General features: G+C 71.5%; 18 protein-coding genes. 5 read left to right on the top strand and 13 right to left on the bottom strand.

All coding sequences use genetic code 11. The annotated features are described in order from the left end of the window. Positions 1-49: 49 nt before the first annotated feature. The 9 genes from LQ757_RS05630 to LQ757_RS05590 all read right to left on the bottom strand — a co-directional run bounded on the left by LQ757_RS05630 (position 50) and on the right by LQ757_RS05590 (position 11,422). Positions 50-835 carry a glucosamine-6-phosphate deaminase gene (locus LQ757_RS05630; RefSeq protein WP_231046189.1) on the bottom strand — a complete coding sequence of 262 codons (786 nt, stop codon included), beginning with the start codon at positions 833-835 and terminating at the stop codon, positions 50-52. Beyond that, positions 820-1,740: an ROK family protein gene (locus LQ757_RS05625; protein ID WP_231046188.1), complete on the bottom strand. Its 921-nt coding sequence runs from the start codon at positions 1,738-1,740 to the stop codon at positions 820-822. Before LQ757_RS05625 ends, LQ757_RS05630 begins: the two co-directional genes overlap by 16 nt. Continuing rightward, positions 1,737-3,377: a glycoside hydrolase family 3 N-terminal domain-containing protein gene (locus LQ757_RS05620; protein ID WP_231046187.1), complete on the bottom strand. Its 1,641-nt coding sequence runs from the start codon at positions 3,375-3,377 to the stop codon at positions 1,737-1,739. The genes LQ757_RS05625 and LQ757_RS05620 overlap by 4 nt, the downstream gene beginning before the upstream one ends. Next, positions 3,374-4,270: a carbohydrate ABC transporter permease gene (locus LQ757_RS05615; RefSeq protein WP_231046186.1), complete on the bottom strand. Its 897-nt coding sequence runs from the start codon at positions 4,268-4,270 to the stop codon at positions 3,374-3,376. Before LQ757_RS05615 ends, LQ757_RS05620 begins: the two co-directional genes overlap by 4 nt. After that, positions 4,267-5,211 (bottom strand): carbohydrate ABC transporter permease, encoded by a 945-nt coding sequence (locus LQ757_RS05610; RefSeq protein WP_372459632.1) that lies wholly within the window; start codon positions 5,209-5,211, stop codon positions 4,267-4,269. The genes LQ757_RS05615 and LQ757_RS05610 overlap by 4 nt, the downstream gene beginning before the upstream one ends. 169 nt (positions 5,212-5,380) lie before the next feature. Further along, complete coding sequence (locus tag LQ757_RS05605) at positions 5,381-6,622, bottom strand: extracellular solute-binding protein (protein ID WP_231046184.1); 1,242 nt, start codon at positions 6,620-6,622, stop codon at positions 5,381-5,383. Positions 6,623-6,690: 68 nt separating this feature from the next. After that, positions 6,691-7,863, bottom strand: coding sequence for an ROK family transcriptional regulator (locus LQ757_RS05600; protein WP_372459631.1), 1,173 nt, complete (start codon positions 7,861-7,863; stop codon positions 6,691-6,693). Between the two features lie 175 nt (positions 7,864-8,038). Then, the gene (locus tag LQ757_RS05595; RefSeq protein WP_231046183.1) at positions 8,039-9,934 is read right to left on the bottom strand and encodes a heavy metal translocating P-type ATPase; all 1,896 of its coding nucleotides are present in this window, start codon (positions 9,932-9,934) and stop codon (positions 8,039-8,041) included. A gap of 270 nt (positions 9,935-10,204) precedes the next feature. Beyond that, positions 10,205-11,422 (bottom strand): NADP-dependent isocitrate dehydrogenase, encoded by a 1,218-nt coding sequence (locus LQ757_RS05590; RefSeq protein WP_231046182.1) that lies wholly within the window; start codon positions 11,420-11,422, stop codon positions 10,205-10,207. A gap of 262 nt (positions 11,423-11,684) precedes the next feature. On the opposite strand from LQ757_RS05590, the gene LQ757_RS05585 reads away from it, so the two are divergent. Together LQ757_RS05585 and LQ757_RS05580 are read left to right on the top strand one after the other, a co-directional pair. After that, a complete protein-coding gene (locus tag LQ757_RS05585; protein ID WP_231046181.1) occupies positions 11,685-12,137 on the top strand; it encodes a GNAT family N-acetyltransferase in 453 nt (150 codons plus the stop codon). 17 nt (positions 12,138-12,154) lie between these two features. Then, a complete protein-coding gene (locus tag LQ757_RS05580) occupies positions 12,155-12,484 on the top strand; it encodes an MGMT family protein (protein ID WP_231046180.1) in 330 nt (109 codons plus the stop codon). A 90-nt stretch (positions 12,485-12,574) separates the two neighbouring features. Here the strand turns inward: LQ757_RS05580 and LQ757_RS05575 are convergent, their stop codons facing one another. Together LQ757_RS05575 and LQ757_RS05570 are read right to left on the bottom strand one after the other, a co-directional pair. Continuing rightward, entirely contained in the window at positions 12,575-14,371 is a 1,797-nt protein-coding gene (locus LQ757_RS05575) for a sensor histidine kinase (RefSeq protein ID WP_231046179.1), read from the bottom strand. Continuing rightward, positions 14,371-15,036, bottom strand: coding sequence for a response regulator transcription factor (locus tag LQ757_RS05570; protein WP_231046178.1), 666 nt, complete (start codon positions 15,034-15,036; stop codon positions 14,371-14,373). The genes LQ757_RS05575 and LQ757_RS05570 overlap by 1 nt, the downstream gene beginning before the upstream one ends. Positions 15,037-15,261: 225 nt before the next feature. On the opposite strand from LQ757_RS05570, the gene LQ757_RS05565 reads away from it, so the two are divergent. Next, positions 15,262-16,593, top strand: coding sequence for a type III PLP-dependent enzyme domain-containing protein (locus LQ757_RS05565; RefSeq protein WP_231046177.1), 1,332 nt, complete (start codon positions 15,262-15,264; stop codon positions 16,591-16,593). Positions 16,594-16,651: 58 nt separating this feature from the next. Here LQ757_RS05565 and LQ757_RS05560 read toward each other — a convergent pair whose 3' ends face one another. Together LQ757_RS05560 and LQ757_RS05555 are read right to left on the bottom strand one after the other, a co-directional pair. Further along, positions 16,652-18,457, bottom strand: coding sequence for an ABC transporter ATP-binding protein (locus tag LQ757_RS05560; RefSeq protein ID WP_231046176.1), 1,806 nt, complete (start codon positions 18,455-18,457; stop codon positions 16,652-16,654). Continuing rightward, the gene (locus LQ757_RS05555) at positions 18,454-20,394 is read right to left on the bottom strand and encodes an ABC transporter ATP-binding protein (RefSeq protein WP_372459626.1); all 1,941 of its coding nucleotides are present in this window, start codon (positions 20,392-20,394) and stop codon (positions 18,454-18,456) included. The genes LQ757_RS05560 and LQ757_RS05555 overlap by 4 nt, the downstream gene beginning before the upstream one ends. 509 nt (positions 20,395-20,903) lie before the next feature. Here LQ757_RS05555 and LQ757_RS05550 point away from each other — a divergent pair. Next, positions 20,904-23,981 carry an FtsX-like permease family protein gene (locus LQ757_RS05550; RefSeq protein ID WP_231046175.1) on the top strand — a complete coding sequence of 1,026 codons (3,078 nt, stop codon included), beginning with the start codon at positions 20,904-20,906 and terminating at the stop codon, positions 23,979-23,981. Then, on the top strand, positions 23,978-26,779 hold the full coding sequence (locus LQ757_RS05545; RefSeq protein WP_231046174.1) for an FtsX-like permease family protein: 2,802 nt from the start codon (positions 23,978-23,980) through the stop codon (positions 26,777-26,779). Before LQ757_RS05550 ends, LQ757_RS05545 begins: the two co-directional genes overlap by 4 nt. The last annotated feature ends 2 nt before the right edge of the window (positions 26,780-26,781 follow it).

Genomic DNA, 26,781 nt, shown 5'->3' with positions numbered 1-26,781 from the left:
CCGGGGTCGCGTCACGCCCCGGGACATCCGCTCGATCGCTTCAGACCCGTCAGATGCCCTGCCATGCGGGCTTGTTCGCGTAGGCGTACCGGTAGTAGTCGAGGTTCTCGAGCTGCGACGCGGCCGCCTCGTCGACGATGACCGTGCTGTGGGGGTGCAACTGGATGGCCGAGCCGGGCTGGTTCGCCGAGACGGGCCCCTCGACGGCCGCGGCGACCGCGTGCGCCTTGGCCTCGCCGAACGCGAGCAGCACGAGGTGCCGGGCACGCAGGATGGTTCCGATGCCCTGGGTGATGCAGTGCATGGGCACGTCGTCGGGGCTGTCGAAGAAGCGTGCGTTGTCGATGCGGGTCGGCTCGGTGAGCGTCTTGACGCGCGTCAGCGATGCCAGCGACGAGCCCGGCTCGTTGAAGCCGATGTGCCCGGTGCGGCCGATGCCGAGGATCTGCAGATCGATGCCGCCCGCGGTCGTGATCGCCGCCTCGTAGTCGGCGCCCGCGTGCTCGATGCCCGCCGGGTCGCCGTTCGGAACGCGCACGAGTTCGGGGGTGAGCCCGAGCGGCTCGACGACCTCGCGCGTGATGACCGCACGGTAGCTCTCGGGATGACCGGCCGGAAGCCCCACGTACTCGTCGAGCGCGAACCCGCGCACACCGCGCACGTCGAGGCCGTCGGACGCGATGCGCGCCGCGAGGGCACGGTACGTCGCGAGCGGGGTCGACCCGGTCGCGAGGCCGAGCACCGCGTCGGGCTTCGACCTGATGAGCGACGCGATCGCGCCGGCGACGAGCGAACCCGCGGCTTCCTGATCCGCGACGACTACGACTTCTGCCATTGATCTGCTCCAACCAGCGCAGCACCGACGGCTGCTGCCGGGAATCCGAGGGGTATGACCTGCACGCGAGCCGTGAGGTCGAGTGAAGCGAGGAACGCCGACTCGGCGGCCCACCCGTTCAGGATACGGTGCGTGCCCTCGAGGAGCGATTCGCCGAGCGCGGCGAGCCCGCCGCCGATGACGATCCGGTCGACGTCGGTCGTGAGCGCCAGGAGCCGCACGGCGGCGGCCACGCCCGTGAGGAATCGGTCGCGCACCTCGACCGCGCGCGGTTCCCCCGCGTCGGCGGCATCGAACAGGTCGCGGGCGGGCAACGCGGACGACGTCGGCCACATGCGCGCGATCGCCGATCCCGACGCGAGGGTCTCGAGGCAGCCGCGCTGGCCGCAGCCGCAGCGCTCCCCCGCGGGATCGACCGGGATGTGGCCGATCTCACCGGCGACGCCGTGCCCGCCGCGCAGCAGGCTGCCGTCGAGCACGATGCCCGCCGCGAGCCCCGTGCCGAGGTTCAGGTACGCCATCGCCTCTGGCGCCTCGCCCGCGACGAGCAGGTGGTGGGCGCCGAGGGCGGCGGCCTTCACGTCGTTCTCGATGCGCACGTCGATGCCGAGGCGGTCGGCGAGACGCGGGCCGAGGTCGAGCCCCTCGAGGCCGAGGTTCACGGCGTGCGCGACGCGACCGCTCTCGCTGTCGACGGCGCCCGGGATGCCGATGCCGATCGAGGAGAACGCGGATGTCCCGGCCCCCGCGATCTCGGTCATGCGCGCGACCGTGCGCACCGCGGTCTCGATGACCGCCTCGGCGCCGAACCCGGTGGGCATGCGAACCTGCTCGCTCAGGTCGCCGTCGGCACCGATCGCGACGGCGGCCGTCTTCGTGCCGCCGATATCGATGCCGAGCCTCACGGAGCGGCCGGTGCGGTCGCCCCGGGTGCTGCTGCCGCGGCGGTGAGCACCTCCTCGGCGACCGGCGGCGCGAGCGCGCCCTCGACGAACGCGATGACGGCGTCGCCGACGAGGCGGGAAGCCCCGAACGTCGCCACATCGGCGTAGGCGCGGTCGTGCGACGGCCAGCCCATGTCGATCACCACGACATCATCGCGCTCGGCGCGCAGGGCGTCGATCGCGGCACGGGCGAACGCGTGGCGGTGCAGGTCCTTGCCGATCACGAGCACAGGGCCGTCGGCCGCGGCCGCCGCGGCGAGCTCGACGACGCCAGCGGGTCCCGGCTCAGGCTCCGGCTCGGGCGCACGGTCGTCGGCGATCGAGATCACCGGCACCCGGGCGAACCACGACGGCACCTCACGCGCGGCCTCCGCCGCGAACGGACCCCAGGGCGCGCCGCCGATCGCGATGTTCGCGACCGTGTCGACGCGCACGACCGCGCCGATGCGCGGGGCTCGCGAGAGGCGCGAGCGCGCGACATCCGCGATCTCGAAGGCGTCGATGAGGCGCACGACGTCGACGGCTGCGTGATGCGGCTCGATCGCGCTCGGCGCCGCCGCGTCGGCCGGCACCGGGGGCGCAGCGGCGGCCAGTCCGCGCACGCGCGCCGCCGCCTCGCGAACGCGCTCGGCCGTGAGCCGGCCCGACGCGATCGCCGCCTCGACGGCCGAGACGATGTCGGCGAGCTCGTCGTCGGTGTTGTCGGTGCCGATGCAGAGCAGGTCGCACCCGGCGGCGAGGGCGCGCACGGCGGCTTCGGGGATGCCGTGCACGCCGCTCGCCCCCGCCATGTCGAGGGCGTCGGTGACGATGACGCCATCGAACCCGAGCTCCCCGCGAAGCAGGCGCTGCAGGATGCGCGGGGAGAGGGTGGCCGGATTCTCGGCATCGAGCTGCGGCACCAGGATGTGCGAGGTCATGATCGTGCGCGAGCCCGCCTCGATCGCGGCGCGGAACGGCATGAGCTCCCGTGCGCGCAGCGTCTCGATCGCCAGGTCGACCACCGGCAGCTCGAGGTGCGAGTCGGTCGCGGTGTCGCCGTGGCCCGGGAAGTGCTTCGCGCTGGCCGCGACGCCCGTCTGCTGAAGCCCGTCGACCCAGGCCGCGGTGTGCCGTGCGACGAGCTCGGCATCGGCTCCGAAGCTGCGCACGCCGATGACCGGGTTGTCGGGGTTGGCGTTGACGTCGACATCCGGTGCGAACGTCAGGGTGCAGCCCGTGCCGACGAGCGCCTCGCCGACGGCGGCCGCGACCCGGCGGGTGAGCTCGACGTCGTCGATGCGGCCGAGCACGGCGTTGCCGGGGAATGGCGCCCCGCGATCGTAGAAGAGCCGCGTGACGTCGCCGCCCTCCTCGTCGATCGCGATCACGGCGTCGGGATTCGCGGCTCGCAGGGTCTCGTTCAGGGCGCGCAACTGCTCGGCCGACTCGACGTTCTGCCCGAAGATGCACACGCCGCCGAGGCCGTCGCGCAGGCGGTCGAGCACCCAGGCGGGCGCCTCGGGTCCGTCGAATCCGGGCAGGAGCGTGGTCAGGATGTCCCGGCGCAGGGTGTCGCCGGTGGGCGTCGCGGCGGTCGTGGCGGTCGTCGCCGTCATCCCTTGACCGCCCCGCTGACGAGTCCGCCGGTCATGCGGTGCTGCACGAAGAGGAAGAACACCACGACGGGAATGGCGACCAACGTCGACCCCGCCATGAGCTGCGCCCAGTTGATGCCGCCGTTCGGGTCGAGGAAGGTGCGCAACCATACCGGCAGGGTCATCGCCTCGGGTCGCGGGTTGATCACGAGCGCGAACACGAACTCGTTCCAGGCCTGGATGAAGGCGAAGACGCCCGTCGCCACGAGTCCGGGTGCGAGCAACGGAAAAGTGATCCGCCAGAATGCCTGGGTGCGGCTGAGACCGTCGATCATCGCGGCCTCCTCGAGCTCGGCGGGGACTCCGTTGACGAATCCGCGCAGCGTCCAGATCGTGAACGGCAGCACCGTCGCGACGTAGACGGCGGTGAGGCCCATGATCGAGTTCAGCAGGTGCCAGCCGTCCATCAGGCGGAACACCGAGATGATCATGGCCTCGGCTGGAATCATCTGCACGATGAGGATGGCGACGATGAACATGCCGCGGGTGCGGAACCGGAACCGCGAGACCGCGATGGCTGCGAGGAACGCGAACACGAGCGCGATGACGACCGTGAGCACGGTGATCTGAAGCGAGTTGAGCAGCGCTGGGATGAACGGAGCACGCGACTCGTCGAAGATGACGTCGACGTAGTTCTCGACCGTCGCGTTGTCGGGCCAGAAGTGCAACTCGGTGCCCCGCACCTGGCCGTTGGGCTGGAACGAGGTGTTCACCATCCAGTAGACCGGGAACACCGAGACGAGGAACACGGCGATCGCGGCGACGCCGAGGAGCACCGAGGACACCCTGCCGCGACGGCGGCGGGTCGGCGCCGGGCGTCGGGCTTCTGCCGGCGCAGCGGTCGTGGCGGTCATCGGCTCTCCTCCTTGATGCTCTGGCGCACGTAGAAGATCGAGATGCTCACGAGCAGGAGCACGACGATCACCGAGATCGCGCCGCCGGCGCCGAAGTCGCCGGTGCCGAGCGAGACACGGTAGATGTACACGCCGAGCGTGTTGGTCTGTTCGGCGAGGCCGCCGATCGACTGCAGCGCGTAGATCTGGGTGAAGACGCGCAGATCCCAGATCACCTGCAGGATCGTTACGACGATGAGGATCGGCTTGATGTACGGCACGATGACGAGGAAGAAGCGCTTGATCGCCCCCGCACCGTCGAGTTGTGCCGCCTCGAGAACCTCGTCAGGCACTTGGGTGAGGCCCGCGTAGAGCGTGAAGGCCACGAACGGCACGGCACCCCACACGATGATGATCGCTGCGACGAAGAAGAAGCTGAGGGGCTCGATGAGCCAGGAGTGGCCCTCGAACGGCAGGCCGAACCACTGCGAGAGCACGTTGTTGAGCACGCCGTACTGGGTGTCGAAGATCCAGCCCCACACGATGGTGGCCGAGAGGGGCGGCATCGCCCAGGCCAGCAGCAGGCCGATCGAGACGATCGTGCGCAGCACGCCGCCGAGTTTCTGCATCATGATCGCGACGAGCGTGCCGAGCACCATCGTCGCGACCACGCAGACTGCGGCGAAGAGCACCGAGCGGCCGAGCACGAGCCAGAACTCGGAGTCGGTGAGGACGTCGAGGTAGTTCTGCAGGCCGGCGAACTCGGGCGGGGCGCCGAAGACCTGCTCTCGGCCGAAGCGCTGGAACGACATGATGAGCAGCTGCAGCAACGGCCAGCCGGTGATCACCACGAGGACGATCAGCGAAGGCAGCAGCAGCCCGTATGCCGTCAGCGCCGCTCGGGGGCGTCGGCGGCGCTCGGGCCGGTCGGACCCGGGCCCGGGCCGGCCGTCTTCCGCGATGCTCGGTACCGACTCGAGTCGGTTGCTGAGCTGGGTCACAGTGGAACTCCAAAAGATCACCGGAGGGGACCGGTGGGGACGATGTCAGGGGGCCCGCGGACCGGCGGCGCGTACGCTGCCGGTCCGCGGTCCGCGGCGGATGCCGCGGGTGCGGCGGATGCCGCGGGGACTAGCCGTTGAGGATGTCCTCGATCTTCGTGTCGACCTCTTCGGCCAGGGACTTCAGGTCCCCGCCCTGTGCGATCTTCACGAAGAAGTCCTCGAGGACGCGCGACGCCTCGACCTCTGCCCAGTTCGGCGACGCCGGGGTGAGCTTCGAGTTGCCCGCTGCCGCGGTGTAGGCCTGCGCCTCAGGGGTGTCGCCGAGGGTGGAGGCCAGCGACTGCTTGGCCGGGATCAGTCCGTTCTCGCCGTAGATGGTCTGGAACTCGTCGCTGAGGATGATCGCCAGTGCCTTCTTCGCGAGTTCGGGGTGAGCCGACTTCGCCGAGATGCCGATGTTCGAACCACCGGCGAACGCCTGAGCGGCGCCGCCGTTCTTGCCGGGGAGCGCGTAGACGAACGGCGCCGCGGGCGGGTTGTCCGTCTCGCATGCGCTTGCGAGACCGTAGGCCCAGTTCGGCGCGGAGAACTGGATGGCCTGGCCCTCGCAGTACGGCGTCCACGGCTCGGCGTTGTCGCCGTCCTTCGGGGCGAGCGACGCGGTCGTCATCAGGTCCTGCACCTGCGCAAGACCCTTCAGCGACTCGGGAGACGAAAGCTGCGCGTCCCACGCGTCGCCGTCGGGCACGGCGATCTCGCCACCGTTCTCCCAGATGAACGGGAGCGCGTTGTACCAGTCCTGACCGGCGAAGTAGATGCCCGACTTGCCGGCGTTCGCGGCGGCGAGCTCCTTCGCCGTGCTGACGTAGGCGTCGAGGTCGGCGGGAGCCTCAGTCACGAACGCCGGGTCGGCGAACACCACGCGAGCACCCGCGTACAGCGGTGCGGCGTAGAACTTGTCCTCGTAGGTTCCCGCCTCGACGAAGCCGGGAAGCAGGTCGTCGCCGCCGAGTGCTTCGTACTGGTCGGAGATGTCGAGCAGCGCGCCGACCGACGTGAAGGCGGGCGCCTGCGTGTTGCCGAACTCGACGATGTCGGGGCTGTCGGAGCTCGAGAGGCTCGTCGTGAGGCGGTCGACGAGACCGTCCCACGTCTGCTCCTCGATCACGAGCGTCGAACCGGGGTTCTCCTCTTCGAACGTCTCGACGAGGTAGTCGCGGGCTGCGTCGGGAGTGTCGGTTCCAACGAGCCAGACCCGGATCTCCCCGGCCTCGTCGGAGCCACCGGAGGCGCCGGTGCCTCCAGCGGCACAGCCGGCGAGGGTGAGCGCGGCTGCGGCGCCGAGCGCCACGATACCGAGTTTCCTCATTTCGTTGCTTCCTTTCATGGGGTGGAGGAGAAAGCGGGGATGCTGACTCCTCTTGGTGCGTGGAGCCTCTACGAGACCCCGAGTTGTCCGGAGAGGACCATGACGGCCGCGCCGCGCAGGACGATGTCCTGCGCCTGCTCGGACATCCGGAGCCTCAGATCACGGTTGATCTCCGCCATCGTCCGCTTCCGGAGGGTGTCGACGGCCGCCTCGTGGAAGACGCCGTCGAGCAGTTCGGCGGGGCCGCTGAGCACGACCTCCGACAGGTTGAGGGCGCCGACGACCGGCGCGAGCACGATGCCGAGCCTGCGGCCCGCCTCGCGCAGGATCTCTTCGCGAGCGGATGCCCCGGCCGCGTCGGTGCCGTCGAGCTCGGCGAGCTGCGCGGTGAGCCGTGGCGCCGAGATCCACGCTTCGAGGCATCCGTCGCGCCCGCACGCGCAGCGTGGGCCGCCGTCGGTGCCGACGACGACGTGGCCGATCTCGCCCGCGGCGAAGCCGCCGCCGATGACGGGCCGGCCGCCGACGATGAGGCCGGCGCCGACGCCGTGGCCGATCTTGATGAGCAGCACGTCGTCGAGGTCGGTGGCGCCGTGCTCGGCGAGCACGGCGACGTTGGCGTCGTTCGCGACGTGCACCGGCAGCGAGGTGGCGCCGGTGAGCCGTGCCTGCAGAGGCAGGTCGCTCCAGCCGAGGTTGGGCGCCGAGCGCACGACTCCGACCGGGTCGACCACGCCGGGCGACCCCACGCCGATGCCGAGCACCGTGATCGTGGCGGCCGCGAGCAGCTGCGCGACCAGCGCGTCGACGAGGGCGTACGCCGCCTCCCCGGTGGCGCCGTCGCGGGCGAGTTCGGCGCGGGCGACGATGCGGCCGTCGAGGTTCATGACCGCGCCGCGGAAGACCTCGTGTTCGGACAGGTCGATGCCGACGATCTGGAACGCGCCGCGTGCGATGTCGATGAGCGTCGCGGGCTTGCCCGGGCGGGCGTCTTCGCGTTGCCCGAGCTCGGCGACGAGTCCTTCGACGATGAGCTCGGCGACGAGGTCGGAGACCGTGACCCGCGTGAGGCCGGTCTCGCGGGCGACGTCGGCCCGGCTCTGCGCACCCGCGGTGTAGAGCGTCTGCAGGACGAGCGCGCGGTTGTGGCTGCGCGCGTGCTCGGGAAGCACCTTGCTCGTGGGCCGCAGGGCACGCGTGCGCGTGAAGATCGGGGCACCCGCGAACGGCACCGTGAGCAGGTCGGAAGCACCCAGCTGAGTGGGGGGCGTGGGCTCCGAAGTGACGGGGCCTCGCTGTGCATCCGTTGCAGTCACGTTTGTTAGTAAACCTTACGAACAAACTCTGCGCAAGTGTTCGCCCCGATCTCCTCGAGGTGTTATCGACTCGTAACCGGTCGAGCAGGTGCGCCGGGCGTTAGCGTCCCGCGCGCGCAGGCTCCGAGACCGTTCCGGCCGCGACATCCGCCCGCCCGGCCGCCTTCGCGTCGCGCCGCCCGCCGATCGCGCGCAGTGCCGCGAGGATCGCGATCAGGTCGACGACCTCCTGCAGCAGCGCGCCGATCGTCGCGGGGATCACCCCGAACGAGGCGATGAGCATGAGCGCCACGCTGACGATGATGCCGATCCAGATGCTCTGCAGGGCGATGCGCACGGTGTCGCGTCCGATCTCGACGGCCTTCGCGACGCGCGAGATGTCGTCGACGAGGATCACCGCCGATGCGGACTCGCTCGCCGCCGTCGCCCCCTTCGCGCCCATCGCGATGCCGACATCGGCGGCCGCGAGCACGGGCGCGTCGTTGACGCCGTCGCCGACCATGATCACGGGGCGCTCGGCGATCGCCGACACCTCGTGCACCTTGTCGGCCGGCAGGCAGTCGGCGCGCACGCGCGTGATCCCGAGCTCGGCGGCGATATGGTCGGCGGTGGCCTTCGCGTCGCCGGTGAGCATCATCGTCCGGCGCACCCCGAGCTCGTCGAGTCGCTCGAGGGTCGCCTTCGCGTTCTCACGCAGCCGGTCGCTCGCGAGCAGCGCCCCGGCATAGCGGCCGTCGATGGCGACGTACACGGCGAGCTCGCCGGGCGCGATGGTCGTGCGCGCGGCGTCCGGCGCGTGCTCCTTCACGAATGCGAACTTGCCGACGACGACCTCCCGGCCGCCGACCTTCGCCTGCACACCGTTGGTGGCCGCCTCGCGCGCCCACTCGGCCTCGGCGAGCGGCAGGGCGCGATCGCGGGCCGCCTCGATCATCGAGGTCGCCAGCACGTGCGACGAGTACTGCTCCGCGGATGCCACGGCAGCCAGCAGCTCGTCATCGCCGAAGCCGCGCGTGGGGCGAACCGCCACGAGGGTTGGCTCGCCCCGCGTGAGGGTGCCCGTCTTGTCGAAGACCGCCGTCTTCGCCGATGCGAGCTGCTCGAGCACTCCCCCGCCCTTGACGATCACGCCGTTGCGGGCCGCGCGGCTCATGCCGCCGATGAACGCCACCGGCGCCGCGATGAGCAGGGGGCACGGAGTGGCGAGCACGAGCACCTCGGCGAACCGCACCGGATCGCCGGACACCCACCACGCCACCCCGGCCAGTGCGAGCGAGAACAGCGTGAACGGAACGGCGTAGCGGTCGGCGAGGCGCACGACCGGCGCCTTCGAGTCGGCCGCCTCGGCGACGAGCGCCACGATCTGCTGGTACTGGCTGTCGGCGGCGGTCGCGGTCGCCACGATCTCGACGGCCGACTGCCCGTTCACCGCGCCGCTCAGCACCGCGTCGCCGGCCCGCTTCTCGACGGGCACGCTCTCGCCCGTGATCGACGACTCGTCGAGCGTCGTCTCGGCCGACCGCAGGGTGCCGTCGACGGGAAGGATCTCGCTCGGCCGCACGAGCAGCACGTCGCCCGGCTGCACCCGATCGGCCGGGATCTCGACGATGTCATCGCCCTCGATGCGATGCGCGAGCTGCGGTGCGCGGGTGAGCAGCGCGTCGAGCTCGCGCTTCGCACGCCGGTTGGCGTAGTCCTCGAGCGCCTCGCCGCCGGTGAGCATGAGCACGACGAGCAGCGCCGCGATGTACTCGCCGACGGCCACGGTCGCGATGATCGCCGTGATGGCGAGGATGTCGAGCCCCCAATGGCCACGCAGCATGTCGCGCACCATGCCCACCGCCTGCCACGCGGCGATCGCCAGGGCGTAGCCGCTGAAGATCCACACGACGGCGCTGCCCGCGCCCGTGAGGGCGAGCACGATGCCGAGACATCCGATCGCGATCGTGAAGGTGACCACCCAATACCGGCGAGCGAGCTTCAGGAAGCGAGCCATGCCTCCATCCTCTCCCACCGCCCCGCCCACCCCACGGCGCTTCGGCCCGAAAACAGGAAGACGCGCCGCGGCGCTTCGGCCCGAAAACAGGAAGACGCGCCGGGGCGGTCGCGAAAACAGGAAGACGCGCCGGGCGCGGCGGCCCGGGTTCCTGTTTTCGGGACGGCACTCCGCGGGGCAGGCACTGCACGTGGACGAGACGGCACTCGCCACGAATGCGACGAGGGGCGGATGCCGCAGCATCCGCCCCTCGTGAAACGCGACCGCGGGCTACGCGGCCAGGCGGGTCTTGAGGTTCGCCGAGAGCGTCGCGAGGAACTCCTCGGTCGTCTGGTACGCCTGCTCGGGGCCGACGAGGAGTGCGAGGTCCTTCGTCATGGCGCCCGACTCGACCGTCTTGATGACGACGTCCTCGAGCGTGTGCGAGAAGTCGATGAGCTCCTGGTTGCCGTCGAGCTTGCCGCGGTGCGACAGGCCGCGCGTCCACGCGTAGATCGAGGCGATCGGGTTCGTGGAGGTGGGCTTGCCCTGCTGGTGCTGGCGGTAGTGACGCGTCACCGTGCCGTGCGCCGCCTCGGCCTCGACGACCTTGCCGTCGGGCGTGGCGAGGACGGAGGTCATGAGGCCGAGCGAGCCGAAGCCCTGCGCGACGGTGTCGGACTGCACGTCGCCGTCGTAGTTCTTGCACGCCCAGACGTAGCCGCCCTCCCACTTGAGGCTGGCTGCGACCATGTCGTCGATGAGGCGGTGCTCGTAGGTGAGCCCGGCCTCGTCGAACTTCTGCTTGAACTCGGTGTCGAAGACCTCTTGGAACAGGTCCTTGAAGCGGCCGTCGTAGGCCTTCAGGATCGTGTTCTTCGTCGAGAGGTAGACCGGGTAGTTGCGGTCGAGGCCGTAGTTGAGCGATGCGCGCGCGAAGTCCTTGATCGACTCGTCGAGGTTGTACATGCCCATCGCGACGCCCGAGCCCGGCGACTGGAAGACCTCGAACTGCTGCGGCTCGGAGCCGTCCTTCGGAGTGAAGGTCATCGTGAGGGTGCCCTCGCCCTCGAAGCGGAAGTCGGTGGCGCGGTACTGGTCGCCGAACGCGTGACGGCCGACGATGATCGGCTTGTTCCAGCCGGGCACGAGGCGGGGGATGTTCGAGATGATGATCGGCTCACGGAAGATGACGCCGCCGAGGATGTTGCGGATCGTGCCGTTGGGCGAACGCCACATCTTCTTCAGGCCGAACTCCTCGACGCGCGCCTCGTCGGGCGTGATCGTGGCGCACTTGACGCCGACGCCGTGCTTCTGGATGGCGTGCGCCGCGTCGATCGTGATCTGGTCGTCGGTCTCGTCGCGCTTCTGGATCGAGAGGTCGTAGTACTCGAGGTCGACGTCGAGGTACGGGTGGATCAGCTGGTCCTTGATGGCCTGCCAGATGATGCGCGTCATCTCGTCGCCGTCGAGCTCGACGACGGTGCCTTCAACCTTGATCTTCGACAAGAGTGTCTCCTTGGATCTGTCGGGGATTGGGGAAAGTCTGGTGGGCGTGAGCACGCCATCGAACAGCTTACCGCTTCGCCCGAATATCTCGACATCGAGACAACCTGGCTCGATATCGAGACACCTCGGGGCTCGATATCGGGACGATCACCGCCCGATTTCCGGCGAACGGATGCCCCGTGCGGCGCTGCGCGCAGTTCAGGGTCGGGTCAGGGAGATCCCTGCTACCGACTTGCGCGCTCGACAGGTTAGCCTTGGCAGCATGGCTGAGCTGAGACTGGAAGACCTGTCCGCGTCGAACATCGTTGCCGCGAACTCGCTTTCGCTGAAGCCCGGCCAAGAGCAGTTCGTCGCCCCCGTCACGTACTCGGCCGAGGCCTCGGTCGTGAACCCCGACACCGCATGGCAGCGTGTGGCGCTCATCGAGGAGCGCGTCGTCGGCTTCATCCACGGCAACTTCGACCCCGAGAACCCGCACGAGGAGTTCCGCGCGTGCATCTGGCGCATCAACGTCGATGCCGAGGTGCAGGGCAAGGGCGTCGGCCGGTTCCTCGCCGAGGCGCTCGCCGAAGAGGCCAAGCGCCGCGGCTTCGACCGCATCACCGTGCTGTGGGAGCCTGGCGAGCAGGGCCCAGAGGCGTTCTTCCACCGCATCGGGTTCGTCGACGTCGGCGAGACCGCCTACGGCGACGTGATCGGCGCACTCGAGCTCTGACGCTCGTGGCCCGCGCGGTGTCCGAACGATCCGGTCCCGAGCATCCGCAGGGGTTCGTCGACGCGGTGCTCGCCGTCGTCGCCGACATCCCGCCGGGCCGGGTCGCGACCTACGGCGATGTCGCCGCGCTGCTCGGTTCGCGCGGTGCGCGTGCGGTCGGGCAGGTGATGGCCAGGTACGGTTCGGATGTCGCGTGGTGGCGCGTCATCCGCGCGGGCGGTCGCCCGCCGACCGGGCATGCCGAGCGTGCCCGGCCGCACTACGACCGAGAGGGCACGCCGCTGCGCGCCTCGACCGACGACGACGGCTACCGCATCGACCTCGCGGCGGCCCGCTGGCGCCCCTGAGTTCTCGTGGGTTGAGGAGCGACGAAGGAGCGTCTCGAAACCCGGGGTCTGCGGACGACTGGTTTCGAGACGCTCGCTGGCGCTCGCTCCTCAACCTGCCACGGCGAGCGGCACGCGCACGGTGATCGTGGTGCCCGCTCCGGGCGGGCTCTCGATCGTGATCGTGCCGTCGACGGCGTCGACGCGATCGGCGATGCCGACCATGCCGCTGCCCGCGGGTGAGGCGCCGCCGAGGCCGTTGTCCCGCACGACGAGTTCGAGCACGCCGCGCTCGTCGAGGTGCGCGCGCACCCAGGCGCGGGTCGCCTTCGAGTGCTTGGCGACGTTCGCGAGCGCCTCGGCGACGACGAAGTACGCCGTCGACTCCACGACCGCGGGCAGCCGGCCCTCGGCCTGCACATCGACGACGACCGGTACCGGGCACCGGCCGGCGAGCTCGGGGACGGCGAGCGCGAGCCCGCCCGAGGTGAGCAGTGACGGGTGGATGCCGTGCGCGAGCTCGCGCAGCTCCTTGAGGGCCGTGTTGAGCATCGCGATCGTGCCGTCGAGCTCGACGCCGAGCGGCTCGACGCCTCGGTCGCGCGCCTGGTTGGCGGCGAGCCTCAGCCGCATGCCGAGAGACACGAGGTGCTGCTGCGCCCCGTCGTGCAGGTCGCGCTCGAGCTGGCGGCGGGCCTTCTCGGCGCCCTCGACGATGCGGCTTCGCGACTGCCGCACCTGTTCGAGGGTGCGCTCGATCTCGGAGCGCAACCGCCCGTTGTCGACCGAGAGGCGCAGTGCGCTCGAGACGCCGTCGAGCAGGCGCATGTTGTCGGTGAGCACCTTGTCGTGGCGGATGAGCGCGATGGGGATCCCGGTCGGCGACACCACGGGCAGCAGGCTGTGCTCGCCCGCCCGCCCGGCGGGGTCGCCGTCGAGGGGTTCGCCGCCCGCATCGGCATAGCGGCCGTGCTCCTCGTCCCACCAGTAGACCCGCACCGATGCGTCGCGCAGGGTGCGCGCGAGCGACTCGGCCCAGAGGCCGCGGTCGGCGCCTTCGCGGGTGATGCGCATGAGGTCGGCGACGCGCGCCCGCATGTTGCGGGCGTGCGCGAGGCCGGCGACGAAGCTCACGGGGAGCGACACGATGGCCACGAGCGAGATCGTTCGCATCACTTCATCGGCGGTCGTCTGCACGGCGTAGGTGACGGCGTACCACGCGAGGGTCACCGCCCACGCGAAGAGGGCGAGCGGCATGAGGAATGCGACCGTGCGCGCCGGAACGCTGCCGCGCACCCACCTGACGAGCAGCCGGCCCGCGATCACGAGCGCGAGCAGGGCGCCGATGCCGCGGAAGCCGTAGTCGATCGCGGCGTAGAGCGCCGGCGCTTCGGCGATCTGGTAGGGGTTCGCGACGCAGGCGCAGGTGTCGGCATCGGGCGTCTCGAGCAGCAGGACGACGGCGAGGAAGTACGCGATCGCCGAGGCGAGCGCGATCCCCGCGATCCATCGGTCGGTGCGGTCGCCGAACCATCCGCGGGGGTACACGAGCACGATGATCCCGGCGATGAGCCCCCACCACAGGTGCATGCCGTACAGCAGCGGCCAGAGCCATCCGATGTCCTCGACGACGCGGAAGAACGTCACCGGAATCCACAGCACCGCGAACGCGACCATGAGCCGCGAGGGGACTCGGAGCGGTCCGATGCTCCACGCCACGCCGGCGCACGCGAGGAACACGAGCGGCACGATCGAGTGCAGGGTCGCGTACGACACCTCGGGGAGGTACTCGGGTGCCGTCGCCGACGTCACGAGCCAGCCCGAGAACTCCATGCCGAGCGACAGCGCGGCGGCGGCCGCGATGACGATCGTGCGCTTGATGATCCGGCCTCTGCGGCCGGGAGCCATCACCTCTCGCCGAGGAGCGTCAATACCGCGAGCACCCGCCGATGGTGCTCTGGGGACTCCTCGAGGTCGAGCTTCTGCAGGATGCTGCGCACGTGTGTCTCGACGGTCTTCAAGCCGAGGAACAGCGTCTGGGCGATGCCGCCGTTCGAGTATCCCTGCGCCATGAGCTCGAGCACCGACCGCTCGCGTTCGGTGAGCCGCGAGAGCGGGTCGTCGGCGCGGGTGCGATGCACGAGCTGCTCGACGACCTCGGGGTCGACGACGGATCCGCCCGACGCGACCGTCTCGACGGCGCGCACGAGCGTCTGCGGCTCGGACACGCGTTCCTTGAGCAGGTACCCGGTGCCGCTGCCGGCGCCCATGACGCGCAACGCGTACTCGGGCGTCGCGTACATCGACAGCAGCAGCACGCCGATCGTCGAACCGTTCGCGCGCATCTGCTCGAGGGCGACGATGCCCTCGTCGCGGAAGCTCGGGGGCATGCGGATGTCGAGCACCGCGGCGTCGAGGTCGAGTTCGTCGACCACGTCGAGCAGTTCCTGTCCGGTGCCGACCGATGCCACCACTTCGATGCCGCCGCCCTCGAGCACCTTCGAGATGCCCTCACGCAGCAGCAACGCGTCATCTGCGATTCCGACGCGCAGGGGGACGGTCGGATCTGCCATCGAAACTCCGTTCTGTAAGCATGGGCCATCGACATGCGGTCGCCCCGCTTGACGTGACTGTACCGCGTTTCGGTGTCGCAGTTCCGCCCCCTTTCAGGGGTCACCCTGATGCGCTCAGCGCCGATGCCCTCGCGGCGTTCGACGAACGCGCTTCAGTGCGCGCCCTCGACGAGTTCGGGGCCGCCATGGATGCCGCCGGGTCGCGCCTCGGCCACGCTCGTGGTCATGTTGAGCAGCGATTCCCCCCGCATCACTCGCACGGGTCCCACCCAGATGCACCTCGCCGAGGTCCTCGTCGGCCGTCCGCGACGTATCGCATCGCGACTGCGCCACCACGGCACGGCATCGATGCCGACCGCCGATCGCGCGCCGTACCGTGAGCTCGTTCGTCGCGACCTCGCCGAGTACGCGAGCCGCATCGACCTCGACGGCCTGGTTCGCCGGCACGGCAGCCCGCTGCTGGTGCTCGACACCGACCGCGTGACCACGCAGCTGCTCGCCCTGCGCCACGAGCTTCCCGACGTCGGCATCCACTTCGCGACCGGCGCACTCCCCCACCCCGCGGCGATCAGCGCGATCGACGCCTTCGGTGCGAGCTTCTCCGTCGCGTCCCGGTGCGAGATCGACCTCCTCGAGCGCGCCGGCGTCTCGATCTCCCGGTGCCTGCACAACCACCCGATGACGTCGATCGCCGACATCACGGGAGCGTACCTGCGGGGCATCCGCACGTTCGTCGTCGACAGCGAATCGGAGGTCGCGAAGTTCCGCGGCCTGCCCGAGGTCGCCGTGCTCGTTCGACTCGCCTTCCCCACGAGAGGCGAGCGGTCGCCGAGCTTCGGGGTTCGGCCCGAGGATGCGCCGGCGCTCGTCGCCCACTGCCTGCATGTCGGTCTGCGCGTGGCCGGGTTCACGTTCGACGTGGGCAGCCAGACCGTCTCTGCCGCACCTTGGCAGCGCGCGATCCGCCGCACGCTCGCGCTCATCCGCGATCTCGAGGAGCGCCACGCGATCCGCTTCGAGATGCTCGACCTGGGCGGCGGGCTCCCCGTCGACTACGACGAGCCGGTGCCGACGCTCGCCGAGCTCGCCCGCAGCATCCGTGAAGAGCTCGCCGTCGCGCCGCGCCACCTGCAGATCGTCATCGAGCCCGGCCGGTTCGTCGTGGCCCCCGCAGCGACCCTTGTGACCAGGGTCGTCGGCACGGCCGATCGGCCCGACGGCCGGTGGCACTACCTCGACGAGGGCGTGCACGGCGCGTTCTCGAGCCTCGGCACCGAAGGAGCGCACCCGCTCGTATTCGCGGCATCCGAGCTCACCGCGCAGCCGGCGACCGACGGACCGGCCGACCGCGCGACCCGCCGCCGCCGCGCTCGTGGACACGTTCCGGTGACGCTCGCCGGCCCCACGTGCGACAGCGCCGACGTGATCGCCCGTCGCGTGGCCCTGCCGCCCCTCGACGACGGCGACCTGCTCGTGAGCCCCATGATGGGCGCCTACACCGCCGCCACGAGCTGCAACGGCCTCGCCCCGACACCGTTCGTCGTCATTCCCGGTTGAGCCGGGACGACCCGGGCCCGCGGTATCCCGCGGGCCCGGGTCATCCGTTCGCCTTCGTCTACACGAGCGAATCGCGCCAGGCCGCGTGCAGTGCCGCGAACCGGCCCGTGCCGCCGATGAGGTCGTCGGGCGTGCCGTCTTCGACGATGCGGCCGTGCTCCATAACCAGCACGCGGTCGGCGATCGCGACCGTCGAGAGGCGGTGCGCGATGATCACCGCGGTGCGGTCCGCCAGCAGCGACTGCAGCCCCTCCTGCACGAGGCGCTCGCTCGGGATGTCGAGCGAACTGGTCGCCTCGTCGAGGATGAGCACCGCGGGGTTCGCGAGGAACGCCCGCGCGAACGAGATCAGCTGGCGCTGCCCCGCGCTCACACGACCGCCGCGCTTGTTCACGTCGGTGTCGTAGCCGTTCGGCAGCCCCTCGATGAACTCGTGCGCGCCGACGGCCTGCGCCGCCCGCACGATCTCGTCGAACGACGCGTCGGGCTTGCCGAGCGCGATGTTGTCGGCCACCGATCCCGAGAACAGGTACGCCTCCTGCGTGACCATGACGATCGCCCGCCGCAGGTCCTTCGGGTGCAGGTCGCTGAGCGCGATGCCGTCGAGCGAGACGACGCCGTCGCTCGGATCGTAGAACCGTGCGATGAGCTTCGCGAGGGTCGACTTGCCGGCACCCGTCGACCCGACGAGCGCGATCGTCTGCCCGGCGGGGATGTCGAGATCGAACCGCGGCAGGATGACCCGGCCCTTCGTGTAGGCGAACTCGACGGCCTCGAAACTCACATGGCCCTCGGCGTTCCACAGGTCGACCGGCTTCACCGGGTCGGGCACGCTCGGCTCCTCTTCGAGCACGCCCGAGATCTTCTCGAGCGCCGACGACGCCGACTGGTACCCGTTGTAGAACATCGCGAGGTCCTCCATGGGGTCGAAGAACCGTTTCGTGAAGAGCACGGCCGCGAGCAGCACACCGACCCCGAGCGACCCGTCGATCACCCGGAACCCGCCGAGCACGAGCGTCACCGCGACCGCGGCGTTGCCGATGAAGGCGAGCCCGGGGTTGAAGACGACGAAGAGGCCGAGCACCTTCGCGTTGACGTCGCGGTAGTCCTCGACGAGGTCGCCGAACTCCACCACGTTGCGGCGCTCCTTGCGGAACGCCTGCACTGCGCGGATGCCCGTCATCGTTTCGACGAACTGCACGATGAGCTTCGCCGAGGCCACGCGCGAGCGCCGGAACAGCGCCTGCGACCGCACCTGGAACCAACGCGTCAGGATTCCCAACGGCACGAGCGCGGCGAGCAGCACGAGCCCCGACTGCCAGTCGAGCAGCACGAGGGCGACCGCCGTGAACACCATGTACATGAGCCCGCGCACGAGCATCGTGAGCCCCTCGTCCATGAGTTCGCGAATGGCGTCGAGGTCGCTCGTCTGCCGCGAGATGATGCGGCCCGACGTGTAGGACTCGTGGAACTCGAGCGACAGCTTCTGCGTGTGCAGGAAGACCCGCGTGCGCAGGTCGATGAGCACCGCCTGGCTGATGCGCGCCGAGAGCCTGATGTACGCCGAGATGAGGAACGCGCCGACGATGCCGGTGATCAGGTAGGCGAGACCGGCGAACGCGGCCGGGTACCAGTTCTGTTCGATGAGCGCCGGGATGCCGCTGTCGATGCCGTACGCGATGATCGCCGGTCCAGCCACCTGGGCGGCCGACGATACGACGACCGCGGCCGCGGTCAGCCACAGCTTGCCCTGCAGTGGCTTCAGCAGCGAGCCGAGCAGGCGCCGCGAACGCAGGCGGATGTGGCGCGACTCGGCCTTGGAGTAGTCGTGGCGTTCTTCGCCCTGCACACCGGTGACGCTCATGATGCCGCCTCCTCTCGTTCGAATTCGGTCGGTTGAGCATCCGTCGCTCGAGGGGCGCCCGACGCAGTCGGACGCGTCTCGAGACCCGGACGCGACTCGAGGCTCCGTCGCTCCTCGTCTTCGAGGCTCGAGATGACGAAGCGGTAGTGCTCGCTCTCGCGGAGGAGCTCTGAATGGGTGCCGACCGCGGTGACCCGGCCGTCCTCGAGCAACGCCACGCGATCGGCGAGGGTCACGGTCGACGGCCGGTGCGCCACGATGAGCGCAGTGGTCGAGGCGAGCACCGAGCGCAACTCGGCCTCGACACGTGCCTCGGTCGCGACATCCAACGCCGACAGCGGATCGTCGAGCACGAGCACCGCGGGCTTCGCGGCGACCGCTCGCGCGAGCGCGAGCCGCTGGCGCTGGCCGCCCGACAGGCTCATGCCCTCTTCGCCGACCTTCGTGTCGACCCCGTCGGGCAGGTCGTACGCGAACCCGGCCTGCGCGATGCGCAGCGCCTCGTCGAGCACCCGCTCGGCCTCGGCGACCACGTCGGGGGCGTCGCCCGCGAGCTCGGGGCGGCCGAGCAGCACGTTCTCGCGCACCGAGGCGCTGAACAGCGTCGCATCCTCGAACGCCATCGCGACGTGGGTGCGCAGCTCTTCGCGGCTGAAGGCGCGCACGTCGACGCCGTCGACCGTGACCGAGCCCGCGGTGACGTCGTAGAGGCGCGTCGTGAGCGCGGTCATCGTGGTCTTGCCGCTTCCCGTGAGGCCGACGAGCGCCATGGTCTCGCCGGGCTCGATCACGAGGTCGACGCCGTCGAGCAGGTCGCCGAATCGATCGGGCGCGTCTTGATACCGGAAGTGCACGCCCGAGAACGCGAGCTCCCCCTTCGGCCGCGCGAGGTGGCGCGGATCCTCGGGGTCGACGATCGTGTTCTCGCTGTCGAGGATGTCGAAGAAGCGGTCGGTCGCCGTGCGCGCGTCGAGCGCGAACGCGAGGAAGAAGCCGATCGACTCGATCGGCCAGGCGAGCACGGTCGCGGTCGCGAAGAACGCGACGAGCTCGCCGACACTGAGCTGGCCGTTCGCAGCGAGCCACACCCCGACGATGAGGCAGATCGCGAGCGCGACGGTCGGCACGATCATGATCCACACCCAGATGTTCGCGTCGAGGCGCGCCTTCTCGATCTCGGTGCGGCGCAGCGACTCGGCCTGCGCGCGGAACGTCGACAGCGCGTGCTTGCCGCGCCCGAACGCCTTCAGCACGCGGATGCCGTGCACCGACTCCTCGACGGCGGTCGCGAGGTCGCCCGCCTGGTCCTGGCTCAGGCGCGACTTCTCGGAGTACTGCCCCTCGAACCGCCAGCCGGCCCACCAGAGCGGCAGGGAGCAGACGAGGAAGATGAGTCCCAGCATCCAGTTCATCGACATGAGGATTCCCACGCCGACGACGATGATCACGAGGTTCGCACCGGTCAGCACGAGCCCGAACGAGAGCCAGCGGCGGATGAGCCCGAGGTCGCTCACGGCACGCGAGAGCAGCTGCCCGCTCGGCCAGCGGTCGTGGAAGCTCACCGGGAGGTCTTGCAGCTTCGCGTAGAGGGCGTTGCGCATGCGCGCCTCGACCTTCGTGCCCGGACCGACGACGAGCCAGCGCCGCAGCGCATAGAGCAGCGCCTCGGCGGTGCCGAGTGCGAGCACGAGCAGCGCGAGCGGCACGACCGCCGACGCGTCGCCGTCGGCGAGCGGGCCGTCGACGATCTGCGCCAGCACCTGCGGGATGGTCAGTGCGATGAGTTGCGCCACGAGTGCGGCGGCCATGCTGCCCGCGAATGCGGGCATCGCGGGCCCCGCGAACTCGCGCAGGCGCCAGAGTGCGCGCACGGTGCCCACGCGCGGGGTCGGTTCGGTCGCGACATGCGGATGCTGCGGCTGGACGGATTCGGACAAGTCCGTTCCTCTCAGAGGGGATGCCGATCACTCAGGAGCGAGCCTGGTCGGCGGGTGTGACGGTGAACGTGGACGCGGGAAGGCGTCGGTCGGGCCCGGTCGACGACGGCGTGGTCGGCGACGGCGGGGCCGCGAAACGTGCAGGCGGAGCCTGCGGGCGGGGCCGGTCTCTACCGGGCGCGGCCTACGACGGGGAACGCCGAGCGACCGGCGCCATCGACCGCAACCGTGCGGGCGTCGGTTTCTGTCTGCATGGTGTCCTCCTGCGTCGTGGTGTGGATCTCGCCGTATCGAGTCGCTCTGTCGAACCCCTCGGGGCCGCCCGGGGTCGCCACGGCAGCCAGCCCTACAGCCTATGATGCCGCGGGACTGGCATGCAAGACCGACTTCGGGAGTAGGCTGCGATGTCGTCGTCGCGCGGGCCAGCGTGCCGTCGCCCCCTTCGAGGCGGCCGCGCTCGGGTCCCTGCACCCGCCCGCGTGCGCGGCCCGAATCGACGAGGAGCGCGCGTGGGAGCAGCACGGACGGCGTTCGCACGCGCGAACGCCCGGCTGGGTGTGCTCGCCGGTCTCGCCGCCGTCGTCCTGCTGCTCGCCGGCCTCGGCGCCGGAGTCCTCGACGCCCTCGCGGGTGCGGCCACGGGCGGCCTGCGCACCGGGCTCGCCGCGACGACCGGCACCGACGGCGCGGCTCGCTGGCAGATCCGGCTCGCCGACGACCCCGACGCCCAGGCCGCGGCCGCGGCCGCCGTGCTCGACCGCATGCTCGTGCCGAACGGCGCCGCGTGGAGCCGCAGTGTCGAGACGGCCCCCCTCGCCGCCACGGTCGGCACGGCTGGCGACGGGGAGCCGTTCGGCGCCGTGCTTCTCGCCGACCCGGCCCTTCCCGACCGTGCCGAACTCGTCGACGGTGCGTGGGCCGACGCCCCTGACTCGATCGCCGCGGCCGACGCCGAGGGCGCTCGCGCGGCGACCCTGCACGCCGGCGCCGCTGCCGACCTCGGACTCGCCATGGGCGACCTCGTCACCCTCGACGGCGACGAGGCACGCCGCCTGCTCGTCGTCGGCACCTGGCTGCCGGCCGACCCGAACGATCCGGCCTGGTTCGGGGAGCCGATCGTCGCGACGGGTGCGGTCGAGGGCGCTGCGGGGCCGTTCGTCGTCGAAGAGGACGCGATGACGGATGTCCCGGCCGCGGTCGTCGTGCGCTGGACCGCCCTGCCCGACACGGCGAAGCTGACGCCAGACCTGGCCGCGGCGCTGCGTGCGACCCTGCCGAACGTCGAGCCCGCGCTGCGCGACCGGCCCGAGCTCGGGTCGAGCGGACTCGGCGCGACGGGCGACCTCGGCGCAACCCTCACGCGCCTGCTCGCAGGCATCGGCGCCGTGCGCGCCGTCGCGCCGCTCCCCGTGCTCGTGCTCGCGTTCGCGGGCCTCGCCGCGATCACCCGACTCGCAACACTGCTCGGCGCGGCCCGGCGGTCCGAGACGACGCTGCTTCGCGCGCGCGGCGCCTCGGCCCAGCGCCTTGCCGGCGAGACCGCCCTCGAGGTGCTCGTCGTCGGCGCGCCCGCCGCGATCATCGGAGTGCTCGTCGCTGAGGCGGCGCTGGCGCTCACCCGCCCCGGGGAGGCCCGCGACCCGGGCATCGCGTGGCTCGTGGCATCCGTCACCGTGCTGGCTGCGGTCGTGATCGTCGCAGGCCGCGCCTTCATCGACGCGCGGCGGCCCGTCGTGCGCGGCTCCGGCGACGAGGTCGGCCGCGCACCGCGCACCGCGGTCGCCGGAGGCGCGCTGCTGATCGCGGTCGCCGCGGCGATCGCGCTGTGGCAGTTCCGGCTCTACGGGTCGCCGCTCGTGACGAGCGCGTCGGGCGGGGTCGACGTCGATCCGGTGGCCGTGCTCGCGCCCGTGCTCGTGCTGCTCGCCCTCTCTCTGCTCGCGCTCGGCCTGACCGGGCCGGTCGGCGCGGTGCTCGAACGCCTCGCGGCGAGCCGACCGGCCCTCGTGCCCGCGCTGCCGATGCGCCAGCTCGCGCGGCGCGCGGCGCTCTACGCGTCGGCGTCGTTCGTGACGATGCTCGCGGTCGCCGGCCTCACCCTCACCGCGGCCTTCGCGGGCGCGTGGCAGGCGGTCGACCGCCAGATGTCGGCGCTCACCGCTGGCGGCGAGGTGCGAGTGGCGTTCGCCGGCCGCGACCTCGTGCGCGGTCCCGACCCGCTCGCCGTCACCGATCCGTTCGCCGAGGACGACGCCATCACGGCCGACGCCCCGGTGTTCCGCGGCGAGATCCGGCTCGGCTCCGATCCGGCCACGCTCGTCGCGGCGCCGGTCGGCGAGCTCGCGCAGGCGGCGCCCGGCACCGGCGCCGATGCCGTCGGCGACCCGCTCGCGGCGTCGTCGGCGGCGGCGGGCGCCGCACTTCCCGAGGGTGCGTCGAGACTCGCCGTCGACGTCACCGTGCAGGCACCGGCCGGTACCGGCGGGCGGGTTGCGGTGTCGACCTGGGTGCTCACCTCAGACGGCGCCGCGACGCGCCTGCCCGCGGGCGAGATCGAGATCGCCGCGGGCACGGGCACGGTCGAGTCCGAGCTGCCGGATGCCTCGGGGCTGCGCCTCATCGGCCTGCAGGCGTCGCTCGTGGGCGCCCCGGGGGCCGATGACGTGCGCGTCGAGTTCGACGGCATCGCGGTCCACGGCACCGCGGTCGACGGCACGTCCGACGACGGCGTCGCGACCGACCTCGCCGTCGACAGCCCGGTCGCGCTCTCGTCGACCGAGCCCGAGGCCCGTGCGAAGCTGACGACCGGTGGCAGCGACCCGCTGCCCGTCGTGCTCGCCGATGAGCTCGCCACGCGCATCTCGGCCGAGGTCGGCGACCGGTTCGCCTTCCGCGTCGTCACGGGCGGTGCCGAGCTCGAGGCCGTCGTCGCCGGCACGGTGCCCGTCGTGCCGACGGCAGGCACGAACGCCGTGTTCGTGGACCTCGGGGCGCTGAGCCGTGCGGCCTTCGACGAGGGCAGCGGCGTGCCGGCGTTCGGGGAACGGTGGCTCGCGACATCCGACCCCGATCGCGTCGCGAGCACACTCGAAGCCGACCGGCGCACGGCGCTGTCGGCGACGACGCGCGCCGACGTGTCGTCGGCGACCCTGATCGGCCCCGCCGTCACCGCCTTGTGGGTGGGATGTGCCGGTGCGCTCGCCCTGGCGCTGATCGCGCTCGTCGCGCTCGCGAGCGCACTCGGCTCGGCGCGATTCGGCGAGGTCGTCGTGCTGCGCGCACTCGGGGTCCCCGCACGCACCCAATCGCGTTCGAGAGCGGCCGAACTCGCCGTGACGGTCGGCACCGCCATCGCCATCGGAGGCGCCATCGGCGTCGCGACGGCCCTCGTCACCGCGCGGGAACTCGCGCACGCCGCGGTCGCCGGCACCCCGTCCTCGGTCGTGGCGCCGTTCGCGATCGGGTGGGGGCCGTGGCTCGCCGTGCTCGCAGGGTTCGTGGTGCTCGCCGCAGTCGTCATCGTGTTCGCCGCCCGCTCGGTGCGGCGACTCGCCGCCCGCCCCGGCCTCAGGCAGGAGGAACGATGAGCGCGCGACACCACTCCCACCTCTCGTCGCCGGGGCTCATGCGACGGCAGTTCTTCGCGGCGCCGGTCGCGTCGATCCTGCTCGCCCTGCTCGTCCTCGCCGGGGCACTGCTCGCGACCGCGGTACCGCGCGCCGTCGCCGCGATGCACACCGCGGCCCTCGGCGAGCGGCTCGCCGAGTTCCCGGCTCGCGAACTCGACGTGCTCAACTCCACGCGCGCACAGCCCGGGCTCGGCCCGTCGGCGACGGGGACCACCCTGCCCGACGGCGTCGACGCGGTCTGGGGCGGGCAGGAGGAGCACCTGGCGGACATCCGCGCCCGCATGCCCGAGCCGCTCGCCGCGGTCACCGGCGACCCCCTGACGGTGCTGTTCACGGCCCCATCCGATGCCCTGCCCGCAGGCGCGGCCCCCGGGTCGATCTCGTACCAGCTGTCCACGGGGTTCGACCCTCGGCTGCGCGAGCACGTCACGCTCACGAGCGGCGAATGGCCCGCGGTGCTCATCGGTGACGCACCGGCCCCACCCGTGATCGAGGGTGGATTCACCGGCCCGCCCGCACCGGCGCCGACCGATGAGCCGATCGAGATCATGCTCGCCGATCCCGTCGCCGCCGAGATGGCCTGGGAGCTCGATGAGGTGCGCACGGTGCCCGTCGGCGGCGAGCGCCAGGAGGTCCGGCTCGTCGGCACCTTCGCCGCAGTCGACCCCGACGACGGGTTCTGGACCCACGTCCCCGTCGCGCTCGAGCCCTCGGTCGCGTTCTCGGCCGACGGGAACCTGCGCATCACGGGTACGGGGTTCGCCGACCCGAACTCGTGGGCCGCGTACGTGCAGACCCAGCCGCAAACGACGATGGACTCATGGTTCCCGACGCTGGCCGATCGGGTGCGCGCCGACGAATCCGCCGAGCTGCGGGCAGCGATCGACGAATTCACGAGCGAGGCGTACCCGCTCGGCACGGGCTTCGGCGACTTCGCCTTCTCGCCCGTCGGCGAAGTGACGTTCTCGACCGGGCTCGACGATGCGCTGGAGTCGGCGGCGCTCGCGGCCGGCGCCACCGATGCGGTGCTCGCGACGATCGCGTCGGGCCCGATCGGCGTCATGGTGGCGGTGCTCCTGCTCGGTGCGCGCGTGGTGTTCGAGCGGCGGCGCACGGGGCTCGAGCTCGCCGCAGCCCGCGGCGCGTCCGACGGCGCGCTCCGGGGCGTCCTCGCGTTCGAGGGCCTGGTCATCGGCTTGCCCGCCGCGCTCGTCGGCGGCGCCCTCGGAATGCTCCTCGTGCCCGCCGACGCAGGCCCCGCCGGGTGGATCGTCGCCGCGGTGTTCGCACTCACCCCCGCGGCGCTGCTCGTCGCGTCGGTGCCCGCACTCAGCCCCCTCCGGCGCGCTCGCGCCGATGTGCGCGTGCGCGGTGGAGGCCGTCGACGGTGGATCGCCGAGGCGGCGGTGGCGATCATCGCGATCACGGCGGTGGCGCTGCTGCTGCGGCGCGGCCTCGCGACGTCGGCCGCCGAGGTCGGCGTCGACCCGCTGCTCGCGGCCGTGCCGCTGCTGCTCTCGCTGCTCGTGTGCCTCATCGTGCTGCGGCTCTACCCCCTGCCGCTCGCAGCCCTCGTTCGCCGCACGACCCGGAGGCGCGACCTCGTGCCGTTCCTCGGCTCGGCCAGGGCCCTGCGCGACCCCTCGGCGGGCATCGTGCCGGTGCTCACCGTCGTCGTCGGCGTCTCGGTCGCGGTGTTCTCGGCGGTCCTGCTCGGCACCGTGCAGACCGGTGTCGCACGCGCCGCCGACGCCCGGGTCGGTGCCGACGCGGCGGTCACCGGAACGCCGTTCACACTCGAGCAACAGGCCGCGTTCGCCGACGTGCCCGGCGTCGAGGCGATCGCACCGGTGTACTCGACCGCGCCAAGCACGATCGAGATCGACGGCCGCGTGCGCACGACGACGCTCATCGTGGTCGACGCCGACGAGATGCGGCGGGTGCAGGCGGGGCGCGCCGGCGCGACGCCGCTGCCGGACGGGCTCCGCGAGGGCGGCGGGGGTCCCGTGCCCGTCGTGATCTCGCAGTCCGTCGCCGACTCGATCGAGGGCGCCGAGACCGTCGAGCTCGACGGCGAGGAGTTCGAGGCGCTCGCGGTCGTCGACGGCCGCACCGCGTACTCGCCGCGCGCGAGCTGGGTGCTCATGGACCGCTCGCACGCCGACTCGTTCGCCGATTCGTTCGTGCCGCGCACCGTCCTCGTGCGGTTCGCGCCGGGTGCCGATGCCGACGCCGTCACCGCGTCGCTCGTCGAGATCGCAGGCCCTGAGGCGACGGTGACGACCCCGTCGATGCTGCTCGACGACCTGCGCTCGGTCTCGACGACGAGCGGCCTCATGGTCGCGCTCATCGCTGCGATCGTGCTCTCGAGCCTGCTCACCGCCCTCGCGATCGTGCTCACGCTCGTCGTCGGGCGGCCGGCGCGCGAACGTCTGCTGCCACTGCTGGCGACCCTCGGCCTGCGCCGACGCGGCGAGCGTGCGCTCGTCGCGTGGGAGGTCGGGCCCGTCGTCGTCGTCGCGCTCATCGCGGGCGCGCTGCTCGGCGCCGCGCTGCCGTTCGTCGTGCTGCAGGGCGTCGACCTGCGCTCGTTCACCGGCGAGGACGCGCAGCCCACGGTCGTCTTCGACCCCGGGCTCATCACGGCGGTGCTCGCGGGCGCCGTGCTCGTCACGGCCGCCGCCGTGCTGCTCGCGACGCGCATCGGCGGCGACGTGAACGCATCGCGTGCGCTGCGCGCCGAAGAGGAAGGATGAAC

Source organism: Agromyces cavernae (assembly GCF_021044935.1).
Taxonomy (GTDB): Bacteria; Actinomycetota; Actinomycetes; order Actinomycetales; family Microbacteriaceae; genus Agromyces; species Agromyces cavernae.
This window is presented reverse-complemented; position numbering and strand designations above follow the sequence as displayed.

Bases quoted from the DNA above. Each gene is read 5' to 3' on its own strand.
- LQ757_RS05565 (WP_231046177.1), top strand. From the start codon at position 15,262: ATGTTGAGCAGCGATTCCCCCCGCATCACTCGCACGGGTCCCACCCAG.
- LQ757_RS05575 (WP_231046179.1), bottom strand. From the start codon at position 14,371: ATGGCTCCCGGCCGCAGAGGCCGGATCATCAAGCGCACGATCGTCATC.
- LQ757_RS05545 (WP_231046174.1), top strand. From the start codon at position 23,978: ATGAGCGCGCGACACCACTCCCACCTCTCGTCGCCGGGGCTCATGCGA.
- LQ757_RS05595 (WP_231046183.1), bottom strand. From the start codon at position 9,934: ATGGCTCGCTTCCTGAAGCTCGCTCGCCGGTATTGGGTGGTCACCTTC.
- LQ757_RS05560 (WP_231046176.1), bottom strand. From the start codon at position 18,457: ATGAGCGTCACCGGTGTGCAGGGCGAAGAACGCCACGACTACTCCAAG.
- LQ757_RS05605 (WP_231046184.1), bottom strand. From the start codon at position 6,622: ATGAGGAAACTCGGTATCGTGGCGCTCGGCGCCGCAGCCGCGCTCACC.
- LQ757_RS05630 (WP_231046189.1), bottom strand. From the start codon at position 835: ATGGCAGAAGTCGTAGTCGTCGCGGATCAGGAAGCCGCGGGTTCGCTC.
- LQ757_RS05570 (WP_231046178.1), bottom strand. From the start codon at position 15,036: ATGGCAGATCCGACCGTCCCCCTGCGCGTCGGAATCGCAGATGACGCG.
- LQ757_RS05615 (WP_231046186.1), bottom strand. From the start codon at position 4,270: ATGACCGCCACGACCGCTGCGCCGGCAGAAGCCCGACGCCCGGCGCCG.
- LQ757_RS05620 (WP_231046187.1), bottom strand. From the start codon at position 3,377: ATGACGGCGACGACCGCCACGACCGCCGCGACGCCCACCGGCGACACC.
- LQ757_RS05585 (WP_231046181.1), top strand. From the start codon at position 11,685: ATGGCTGAGCTGAGACTGGAAGACCTGTCCGCGTCGAACATCGTTGCC.